The organism is Actinomadura sp. 7K507 (genome assembly GCF_004348425.1).
In the GTDB taxonomy this organism is placed as follows: domain Bacteria; phylum Actinomycetota; class Actinomycetes; order Streptosporangiales; family Streptosporangiaceae; genus Spirillospora.
In genome coordinates this window covers 1-10,844 of record NZ_SMKK01000284.1, presented here as the reverse complement: position 1 = coordinate 10,844, position 10,844 = coordinate 1, and the positions used below count along the sequence as shown (strand labels likewise).

6 protein-coding genes and 1 pseudogene are annotated in these 10,844 nt (G+C 66.1%); 5 read left to right on the top strand and 2 right to left on the bottom strand.

Translation table 11 applies throughout. The features are described 5' to 3' along the window. On the bottom strand, positions 1 to 1,694 hold a 1,694-nt coding region (locus E1285_RS39205; RefSeq protein WP_132159666.1), incomplete at its 3' end, for a recombinase family protein. A 70-nt stretch (positions 1,695 to 1,764) separates the two neighbouring features. On the opposite strand from E1285_RS39205, the gene E1285_RS39200 reads away from it, so the two are divergent. The 3 genes from E1285_RS39200 (at position 1,765) to E1285_RS39190 (ending at position 8,626) form a co-directional block, all read left to right on the top strand. After that, complete coding sequence (locus E1285_RS39200; protein ID WP_243723365.1) at positions 1,765 to 2,559, top strand: ABC transporter ATP-binding protein; 795 nt, start codon at positions 1,765 to 1,767, stop codon at positions 2,557 to 2,559. Then, positions 2,556 to 4,163: an ABC transporter permease gene (locus E1285_RS39195; protein WP_132159665.1), complete on the top strand. Its 1,608-nt coding sequence runs from the start codon at positions 2,556 to 2,558 to the stop codon at positions 4,161 to 4,163. Before E1285_RS39200 ends, E1285_RS39195 begins: the two co-directional genes overlap by 4 nt. A gap of 1,208 nt (positions 4,164 to 5,371) precedes the next feature. Then, positions 5,372 to 8,626: a tetratricopeptide repeat protein gene (locus tag E1285_RS39190; RefSeq protein ID WP_165966941.1), complete on the top strand. Its 3,255-nt coding sequence runs from the start codon at positions 5,372 to 5,374 to the stop codon at positions 8,624 to 8,626. Between the two features lie 216 nt (positions 8,627 to 8,842). Here E1285_RS39190 and E1285_RS39180 read toward each other — a convergent pair whose 3' ends face one another. After that, positions 8,843 to 9,220: a thiopeptide-type bacteriocin biosynthesis protein gene (locus tag E1285_RS39180; RefSeq protein WP_132159667.1), complete on the bottom strand. Its 378-nt coding sequence runs from the start codon at positions 9,218 to 9,220 to the stop codon at positions 8,843 to 8,845. 45 nt (positions 9,221 to 9,265) lie between these two features. Here E1285_RS39180 and E1285_RS39175 point away from each other — a divergent pair. Together E1285_RS39175 and E1285_RS47905 are read left to right on the top strand one after the other, a co-directional pair. Continuing rightward, positions 9,266 to 10,039, top strand: a pseudogene (locus E1285_RS39175) (IS256 family transposase); the annotation flags it as partial. A 118-nt stretch (positions 10,040 to 10,157) separates the two neighbouring features. Next, positions 10,158 to 10,472, top strand: a complete 315-nt coding sequence (locus E1285_RS47905) for a hypothetical protein (protein ID WP_243723364.1) — start codon at positions 10,158 to 10,160, stop codon at positions 10,470 to 10,472. Positions 10,473 to 10,844: the final 372 nt, after the last annotated feature.

Below are 10,844 nucleotides of genomic sequence, written 5' to 3'. Positions count from 1 at the left end.
TAGGCGGCCTGCGCGGTCGGTGCGGGTGGGGTGGGGCGCTTGCGCTTGGTGATCGTGACGCGCTCGTGCACGGGGGTGCGCTTGCCCCGGCCGATCGGCTGAACGGTGACGGTGAGAAGGCGGGCGAGGATCTGGCGCTGTTCTCCGAGCGTGAGGTCCTGCCATGCGGCGGCGATGTCATCGGCTCCGACCAACCGGGCGGCGGGGTCCTCCTCGTCGGCAACGGCGGCTAGCCGCTCCTGGGCCTGGTTCAGCTTGCGGCGGCGCTTGTCGGTGGACTTGAGCATCTGTTCGCGGGTGATGCGGTCCTCGTCGTAGTCGGCAGCGATCTCCTCAAGGCGGTCCTTGTGCCGCGTGACCTCGGCGCGCAGCTTGGCGACATCCTCGGCGGTGGTGCGCTTGCCGATGATGTCGGCCGGGTCGGCGGTGCTGATCCACTCGTGCAGCGTCGCGACGGTGAGGGCATCCAGCTCGGCGCGCGTGCACGTCACGTGTCCGGCATCGATCTCCCGGCATCGGTAGACCTCACGCTCAACGGTGGTGCGCTCCTTGGTGCGGCGGTCGGTGTGGGTGTACCGCTTGATCTGCACACGCAGTGTCTGGCCGCACGGGCACCGGTAGATACCTGACCCGAACCATTTGGGGGCCGTCCCTGCGGTATTGGTGCGTCGGTCGGGATCGGTCAACTTGGTGACCAGACTCCAAAACCGGTCCGGCTCGATGATCGGGTCACCCGGCAGGCTCCCCACCACATCATCGGGCGTGTAGTACGCGCGGCCCCTGACTCCCTTGCGGTGCACCGACAGACCTGCGTTGCGGGGCCGTAGCAACAGATCACGCACGCCCACACTGGTCCAGCGCTTGCCATCGGGGCGGCGCCATCCCCGCGCGGTCAAGTCCCGCGTGACCTCGCGTACCGCCACGTTGCCAAGCATTTGGTCGGCTGCGTCACGGATCCATGCCGCTTCGCTCTCGCGCACGGTCACCCCGTCGGGCTCGAATCCGTACCGGCGGGCTCCTCCGCCGTGGCGCCCCTCCTGGGCCTGCTCCCGGCGCGCGTCGCTAACTCGGCGGGCGGTGTCGCGACTGGACTGGTTGGCGATCGCGCACAACACGCGCGCCATCGTGATATCGGCATCGCACGCCAGACGTAGACTCCCCTCGACGCTGTCGCACACGATGCGCGGGCGGGACTGCTCCACCACGTCAATCAGGTCCTCAAGGTCACGCGGATCCCGGACCGCCCGGTCAAGGTGGACCGCCAGAAACTGGGGGAACCGTCCCCGGTCCAGCTCCCGCAACGCCTTACGGAACTGCGGCCGGACGGTCCGCAACTGCCGGTCACCGTTGGGAAGGGTGATCTTGCGGCGCTTAAACGCGCTGGTGTCGTTCTCCACCAAGATCAAACCCAGCCTGTAGCCGTTGCGGGCGGCGTACGCGCATGCCTTGGCCACCTGCCGGGCAACGCCGTTGACGTCGCCGTCGTCGGCGTCACTGATGCGCACAAGCGCAAGCGTGTCGGTCTCGGCCTCGGGGTCGGTGGCCTTCCACTCAAGGCCGGTGTCGGTCCAGCGTCCGGCAATCCCGTTGATCTCCATCGGTGCCGCGTCCGCCATCGCCCGGCGAACCTGCGCGCTCCTGACCTCCTCGTCCGTGACCTCTCGGACCTGCCCGTTCGTCGCGGTGGCGTCCATCCCGTGACCTCCCGTCCCGTTCGTGTCGATCTACCTACATTCTTCCCCTTAGAAGTGTCGGAATACCTGTTTGGGCAAGACCACCACCTTGCGCATCCTGCTCGGGCTGATGCGCGCCGATGGGGGCAAGGCGAGGCTGCTCGGGCAGGACCCGTGGCCGGAGGCGGCGCGGCTGCACGAACGGCTGGCCTACGTGCCCGGCGACGTGACGTTCTGGCCCGACCTCACCGGGGGCCAGGTGATCGGCCTGCTCGGGCGGATGCGCGGTAAGCAGGACCGCGAGCGCCGGGACGAGCTGATCCAGCGCTTCGCCCTCGACCCGAAGAAGAAGAGCAGGACCTACTACAAGGGCAACCGGCAGAAGGTGGCGCTGATCGCGGCGCTGGCCTCCGATGTGGAAATGCTGATCCTGGACGAACCGACCTCGGGGCTGGACCCGCTGATGGAGGACGTCTTCCGCCAGGTCGTCGTGGAGGAGCGGGACAAGGGCCGGACGGTGCTGCTGTCCAGCCACATCCTGGCCGAGGTCGAGGCCTTGTGCGACCGGGTCACCATCATCCGGGAGGGCCGCACGGTCGAGGCCGGGACCCTCGCCGAGCTTCGCCACCTCCACCGGCTGTCGATCGAGGCCGGGACCGCGCGGCCGCCGCAGGGGCTAGCCGAGCTGCCCGGCGTGTTCGAGGTGCGGACCGAGGGCGACCATGTGCGGTTCGAGGTCGACAGCTCCGAGCTGGAGTCGGCGCTGCGCCACCTGGCCGACGCAGGCGTGCACCACCTCACCAGCCGGCCGCCGAGCCTGGAGGAGTTGTTCCTGCGGTACTACGACACCGCGGACTCCGGGCGTGCCGCGGAGACGTCGCGATGAGCGAACTCAGGGGCACCCGCAGGCTGGCCTTCCGGCTCGTCCTGCGGCGGGACCGCTGGATCATGCTGCTGTGGTTGATCTTCGCCCTGATGCCGCTCAACTTCGCCACCAGCCTGAACGAGCTGTATCCGACCGCCGAGAGCCGTCGGGAGTTCGCCGAGGGAACCGCGAGCCATACCGTGTTCACCGCACTGTACGGCCGCCTGGACGGTTCCAGCCTCGGTGAGCTGGTGGCATGGCGGGCCGGTTTCCTGTACATCGTCGTCGCGGTGTTCGCCATCCTCGTCGTGATCCGGCACACCCGCACCGACGAGGAGAAGGGACGCCGCGAACTGCTGGGCTCGACGGCCGTGGGACGGCACGCGCACCTGGCGGCGGCACTGCTGACCATGTTCGCGATCTTCCTGGTCGTGGGCCTGCTCACCGGGGTGGCCCTGACAGGCCAGGACCTGCCTGCCGGCGGGTCGTTCGCCCTGGGCGCCCAGCTCGCGATGTGCGGCATGATGTTCGCCGCGGTCGCCGGGGTGGCCGCGCAGCTGACCGTCGGCGCCGGGACCGCACGGGCGATCTCGTTCGCCGTCCTGGGCGTGGCCATCGCGCTGCGCGTGGTCGGCGAGGTCCAGTTGCAGGCCGACGGCGCGCTGGCGTGGGTGCGCTGGCTTTCGCCGGTCGCTTGGGCGGGCGAGCTGCGGCCCTACGACCAGGACAACTGGTGGGTGCTGGGGCTCGGCGCGGCGCTGATCGCGGTACTGTGCAGCGCCGCGGCCTTGCTGGCGGTGCGGCGCGACCTCGGCAACGGGCTGCTGCCCGCCCGGCCCGGCCCGGCCGACGCGGGACGGGGGCTCACCTCCCCGCTGGGATTGACATGGCGGCTGCAACGGAGCCTGCTTGCGGCCTGGCTGATCGCTCTCGTCGCCCTCGGGGCGGTGTTCGGCGGCCTCGGCGACGCGGTGGTCCAGGGCATGCGCGAGAACCAGGACCTGGGCGATGTCGTCGCCCGGATGGGCGGCGCGGGCGCCGTGGGCGATACCTATATGTCGGCGATGATGGGCATGATGGCGGTGCTCGCCGCGGCGTACGCAGTGCAGGCCGCGCTGCGACTGCGCTCGGAGGAGACGGACCTGCACGCCGAGCCGCTCCTGAGCACCCCCACCGGGAGGCTGTCGTGGACCGGCGGCCATCTGCTCTTCGCACTGCTGGGGCCGGCGGCGGCCTTGCTCGCCGCCGGCCTGACGATGGGCCTGACCTACGGCCTGAGCGTCGACGACGTCGGCGGTCAGGTGCCGCGCGTTGCGGGCGCCGCACTGCTCCAGCTCCCCGCGGTGTGGGTGCTGGCCGCCATCGCCCTCGCGCTGTTCGGGCTGCTGCCGCGGTTGACCTGGGCGAGCTGGGCAGTGCTGGGCGTCTGCGTGCTGCTGGGGCAGTTCGGTGCCGCCATGGACCTCGGCCAAGGGGTGCTGAACCTGTCGCCGTTCACCCACACTCCCAGCGCACCCGGCGGAGACATCTCGGCCGTGCCGGTCCTCTGGCTCGTCGCGATCTCGGTGGCGGTGACCGCCGTGGGCCTGGCCGGGTTCCGGCGCCGCGACGTGCCGGTGGGCTGACCTCCGGCGGGCGGCCCGGACGCCTCCCTCGGCGGGGGCCCGGGGCGCCGTCGTCTGCGCGGGCGAGGCCCCCGGCCCGATAGGGGTATTCGACCGCCATGGGCGGGTAGTCCGGGACGGGCGGGAGCAGCGTGCTCCCGGTTTCGCGCTCAACTGCGTCGAAACGTGAAAGCCCAGGTCGGTGTTCGCGGCCTGACCTAGGCTTATCTGGTGGGCGATACTGGGATTGAACCAGTGGCCTCTACCGTGTCAAGGTCGTCCCGATCAACCCCCGACCTGCACATTATCGAAATGCCGCAGGTCAGGGGCTGTCGTTGACGCTTGTTGACGCCCGTTCAGGACGGTTCGGGAACCCTGCGTGCTCCCGCCGCTCCCCGCTCCCGGCGGGAGCAACGGGAGCACGCAGGGGGCGGCGGTGCGTGGCTTGGTCTTTCGCCCGGGCGGGGGAGCGATGCCTGGATCTTTGCAGAAGGTTCTTATTTTCCCGGCTGCCGGCGCGTCATGACCACTCGTCGACGTCCTGATCCGGGGGTGTCGGCGTGTGCAAGAGTCAGGCAGTCGATCGGCGGGTATGCCGATTGATTGTCGTGATGGTGCCTGAGCCAGGGATCGAGGCCACGGAACAAGTTGGTCGGCGTTGCACTGCGAACTTGACCGGGAGTCCCTTTGTGCAGGAGCGAGCCCCGTACGGGCGCCCCTAATATCTGCGCATTCGGCGACAGTGAGTTGCAGATTATCCCCGTGAGCACCGCAGGGTGTGCTAAATCTGTACGAGCCAGGGGATTTGTGACATGTACGTAGGGTTTGGGCATGGTCACATGCGTGTTCAGACCGTCGGATTAGAAGTCCGAGGTAAGAGCTATCAGCTGGTTATTCTGGGTGTCGGTGCCTGTCGCTCCGTCCCATTATGCACGAATACTAGCGGTCTAAGGTGGCAATCTATGCCGCCTGCTGCTGACGCGTTTCGCGACATACGAGCAAACAACGAGCGAACAAGCGGGTCCGCGCTGTCAGCGCGGGCTGGATCGTTGCATGGCGCCGCGGGTGTTAGGTGTCGAGCTGGAAGTTCCTGGTCAGGGTGTCGATGGTGAAGCTGCTGCGCATGGGGCACGCGCTGTTCTGGTTGTCAGCAGCCCACCGAGCTGATCATCCGTGTCGGCTGGCAAAGTCAGGCACATGTCCTCATGACGTCGGAGATACTTGGTTGCATGGCGATCGATGATGTGCCTGAGATCGACGAGTGGCTGCTGGAGCCGCCAGATGCGCGGTTGCCGCCTCCGCCAGTCGTTACTCAGGCAGCGGAGTTGCCGATCAGTGCGTTGACCTGGGAGAACGCTGAGCGCCTTTTTGTGAGGCTCCTCCAGGAGACCCAGGGGCCGATCCAGTTCGCGAAGCGGTTCGGTACCCAGGGGCAAAGGCAGGGGGGCATTGACGCTTATGCTCGGTTTTCTCTGCATGCGCCATCTCCGGAAGGCCGTATCTACCTGGCACTGCAGTCTCGGCGGGTAAAGAAGCTGACGCCAACGGGGATCACGTCGGCTGTAGATGAATTCCTGGCTGGGGAATGGGCTAGCCGAACTACGAAATTCTTTTTCGCCACCAGCTTTGACCTGCGAGAGAGGAGCCTGGATGCGGCCGTTCGGCGGGCGGCCGACAAACTGGCCGAGCACGGTATCGAGTTCGTGCCGTGGGGGGCTCAGGAGGTTGCGGACCTTCTGCGTTCCCTACCCGAGACAGTCGAGGACTTCTTCGGTCCTCCTTGGGTGGTGGTCTTCTGTAGAAGGGGGCAGGTCAGGGTCAGGGCGCCAGATCCGTTGCCCCTGCCTGGATCGCGGCGTAGGCGCCTGTGGCGCCGGGCACATGGCCATGGGCCCCTCGGGCTGGCCCTGCATCTGAAGGGAGGGCAGTTCCCACTGGTCCGCGAGGTGGACGCCATTGAGCTCGGTGTCAAGCCAGCCATCGGGACGTACGAGGTGGGTGGTGCCGCACGCGCACTTCCGCCGTACGTAACCCGGGACGGCGACAAGAACCTTGAGGACTTCATCCGGGCTGGTGGGCTGACAATCGTCCGTGGACGCCGGGCAGTCGGAAAAACTCGTACAGCGATTGAAGTCCTGCGTCGCGTATACCCGAGCCACCGGCTGGTCGTCCCTCGTGATGGGCGAGCTTTGCGGGAACTGGTGGTCACAGGGCTAGGTGAAGACGCGGTGGTCTGGCTCGATGGACTAGACAATTATCTGAGTGAGGACGGGTTGGACCTCGCGCTTGTCCAATACCTGCACCCGACTCCGATCGTCGCCACCATGGCTGACGACGAGTTCTCAAAACGAGAGCACAACAGGCAACTGCCGCCGCACCACGCGGTTGGGGTGGCACAGAACATCAGCGAGTCCGAACGCAAGGGCCTGAGCAGGAGGGCTTCGGACGATTGGCGAATTCATCAGGCGATGGGAGGCCCGGAGGGATTCGGTGAATATCTGGCCGCCGGTCACGCCCTGTTAAGGCAGTGGACTATTGGAGATGGTCCACTGTTCGAGGTCGGCCAAGCGCTGATCAGCGCCGCTGTAGACTGCCGCCGGGCCGGGTGCGACGAACCTGTTCCTGCCGAAGTGCTTGCCCGGCTGTACCAACATTACCTGCCGGCGTCTTTGCGTGACCGTGCCGATCTGCCCTCAGTCGAGGATGGCCTCAGGTGGGCCAGTCAATGCCAACTGGGTGCAAGTTCGTGTCTCAAGCCCTTGATCGGCAAAACCTACCGAGCTGCGGACTACCTGCTCGACGCCGCCCTTGAGGGTGCGGGACCGCTCAGTGATCCACCAGCGCTTGTTGTCTGGTCCGATGTTCTCGATCTCATCCCAGCTACCGACGCCGTGGTCGTCGGCTTCCACGCACTGTTATTTGGCGAGTTAAACATCGCGGAGAATGCTTTTCATGTCGGCACCGATTCTGACGATGTCGATGCAATGATGGGCTGCGGCATGCTTGCGGTTCTTCGCAACGATACCGATACGGCAGTAAATTGGTTTTCCCTCGCCGCTGAACTGAGCCATCCTGACGCGATGGCCAATCTTGCCGTACTCGCGGAGGAGCGTGGCGATCAGGAAGCAGCTAGTAAATGGCACGAACGAGCCGCTACGACCGGCCGTTTGGAGTCAATGGTTGAGTATGCTCTGCTGCTTTATGATAGTGGCACATACGATGCGGTTGAGGATTGGTTTGAGCGCATCGCCGCTATCGGCGGCGGGGCTGCGATACATGACCTCGGTGTCCGGTTCGCCGAGCGCGGCGACCTAAAGCAGGCTGAGATGTGCCTCCATCGGGCTTTGATCGATCTCGGTCAACCTGAGACTATGTACAGCCTTGGACTCGTGTCCAAGACGTCTGGCGATACAGACAAAGCCACCGAGTGGTTCCAGAGAGCTGCCGAGTCAGGCCACATCAGGGCAATGTACAACCTCGCAGTGCTGCTTCGGCAAAGGGATGAAGTCGTGCTGGCGCTGGAGTGGTATCGGAAGGCTGCCGAGGGTGGACTGCCAGAGGCCATGTATGCACTCGGCTACCTCTGGCATGAGCGTGGTGACCAGAATCAAGCAGAGACTTGGCGGATGCGGGCGGCCAAGGCTGGTCATGGGCCATCGGCTTTCGATATCGGTGCCGACTGTATGGCCCGAGGCGACGTGGAAGAAGCGGTTAGTTGGTGGCGGCAAGCCGCACATTTCGGTAACGCCGGCGCGATGTACCGGCTTGGCCAGCTGGATCACGAACAAGATGACGAGGCTGGAGCCCAAGACTGGTGGCAGCGGGCGGCCCGTGCGGGTCACGTCGAAGCCATGACCATAGTCGGAGGGCGGTTGTACCTGGACGGCGATGCTAAATACGCGGAAATGTGGCTCGAACGGGCCGCAGAATACGGCCACGCCGATGCCGCGTTTGCACTTGGAGAAATTAGGCACACCAACAGTCCCGAGCAGGCAGTGCCGTGGTACACTCGCGCCGCCAAAATGGGCCATCACGAAGCGATCCTCCGCCTGAGCAGCATACTTACGGCCGAGGGTAATGAGGAATTGGCCCGGCCCTGGCTGCACGCCGCAGCGGAATTGGGCGACACCATCAGCATGGCCGATTATGGCATCCTGCGGTGGCAGGACGGCGATCTCACTGAGGCAATTCGATGGCTGCGCCAGGCCGCCAAGCAAGACAATGTTGATGCCATGACCCGCCTCGGGATCATCCTTAACGAACAGCAACGAGCCAAGGAATCGGAATATTGGTGGCGTCGCGCCGCCGCCATCGGCGATCCCTTGGGGCAATACCTCCTCGGCAGCTACCTGCGCCAGACGGGGCAACCCAGTGAAGCTGAGCCACTACTCCGACAAGCCGCGGAAGCAGGCCTAAGCTTCGCAATATCCGAACTCGCTGACCTTCGCCAGCAGCATGACGAGACAGGCTTATCTGAAGAATGAAAGCCATACCAGGAGCACCTATGGATCCGCGCTGTGCGCCCTGCTCTCGGACGCCGACGAGGTCTTGATCACCATCATCTACCTGCGGCAGGTCTGCCCCCAGAAAGTGCTCTGTGACCTGCTTGGCATTAACCCGGTCACCATCGGCCAAGCGATCAAAGCCACCCGGCAGTTACTGGACGAGCAGAAGATCACCATCACCCCGGCCGTCGTCCGCTACTTCACCCGAGCCGACGACCTACACGCCTGGGCCACCGGCACCGGCCCCGACGCGCACGTTCCGGCGAGCCCCCGCATGAAAGCGGTGCAGAGGGTCAGTGATCGTTCTCTACGGCCGGTGGGGGCGCCGCTGAGGAACGAGAGCAGGTTACGGCTGTCTGCGTGGAACAGTTCGTGCGCGGTGTCCATGCTGGCTCGGCCGCCGAAGGTGTGGACTTCGGGCTCGTAGATGTCGCTGGTCCAGACGATCCCTCGAGTGAGCAGAGAACGGAGAGGGCAGCTGTCACGGCTGCTGGTTTCGGGGTTGCGTCCACGGAGGTGGTGTATGAGTTTGACCTGGTCAGAGGGCGTGGCGTCGTGACGTGAGACGGCCATCGCGTGATCCTTCGAATCGACCAAGATCAGAAGGAGAAGAACGCGATGGCCGTGGACAACAGTGTGGACCCTTCGGGGTGGCTGGCCGAGCAGATCGGGACGTGTGAGCCCGATGTGTTGCGGTCGATGGTCAAGACGATGGCCGAGGCGCTCATGTCGGCCGAGGCCGATGCGGTGTGCGGGGCCGACTACGGGCAGCGCTCGGACGAGCGGGTCAATCGCCGCAACGGCTACCGGGTCCGGGAGTGGGACACCCGCACCGGCACCGTCGAGCTGGCGATTCCGAAGCTGCGCAGCGGGTCGTACTTCCCCGAGTGGCTGCTGGAGCGGCGTCGCCGGGCCGAGCAGGCCCTGGTCAGCGTGGTGGCCACGAGCTATCTGCTGGGGGTGTCGACGCGGCGGGTGGACAAGCTGGTGGAGCAGATGGGCATCAAGGGCATCTCCAAAAGCCAGGTCTCGGAGATGTCCAAGGTGCTGGACGCCCAAGTGCAGGCGTTCCGCAACCGGCCTTTGGAGGGCGGCCCGTATACGTTCGTCTGGGTCGATGCCCTGACGCAGAAGGTGCGTGAGGGCGGCCGGATCGTGAACGTGCACGTGCTGGCCACCGGCGTCAACGCCGGCGGGCACCGCGAGATCCTCGGCGTCGAGGTCACCTCGGCCGAAGACGGGGCCGGGTGGTTGGCGTTCCTGCGCGGCCTGGTCGCCCGCGGCCTGGCCGGCGTCCAGCTGGTCATCTCCGACGCCCACGTCGGCCTGGTCGAGGCGATCGGGGCGACCCTGCCCGGCGCGGGCCGGCAGCGGTGCCGGATGCACTGGAGCCGTAAAGAATCAACACGGTGGTTCGGCGGGGGTTCTGGGGATCGGTGCTGGGGGTTACGGAGTTGAGGATGTCTGTCGCTGTGGCGAATTTCCTGCCGGCGGGCTCGATGATGGGGCCGTGTTGTTCGAGCAGCGGCGCAACCTCCGCGATGGCGTTGCTGATGGTGCCCCGGCTCACGTTGAAGAGGTCGGCGAGGACCTGGCGTGTGCAGAATCTGCGCTGGTAGAGGATCGTGGCCAGGACCCGGTTGGTGTCGGTGATCTTCTGTGGGAAGACCCCACGGCGGGTTCCTGGAAGACGATCACCGCCTCGTTGTCGATGGCGGCGGCGTTCGATCGTGGCGGCGTGCGGGATCGTGAGGCGGTCGATGAGAGTGTCCAGATCCTGGCGGGTCATCCCGGTGAGTGCCGGGTGGGAGAGTTCGTCGGGTAGGGGTTTCCTGGTGGGGGCGTGGCGGCCGGCGATGTAGTCCAGCACCTGCTGCGCCTCGGTGAAACACAGGGTGGTGGGGGCGATGGCGACTCGCTGTTCGTCCAGCAGGAGCCGGGTCTGGCGGATGGCTTCCCCGATCGTGACGGGGTTGGTCGACAGCAGCTCGCACAACACCTTCTGCGAGCAGACCTGCCGCAGGTAAGACGCGGTCGGCGTTGCAGAACAGCGGCCGGCCGTGGGTGCCCTTGGCCTTGCGGCGCGGGCCACCGCGTTCGGTGTAGAGCCGCTGCTCGGCCTGGGCCGCCTGAGCCGGCGCGAGCCGGGCGGCGAGCCGGTCCAGTTCCGGTCTGCTCATCCCGGTCAGCCGCGAGT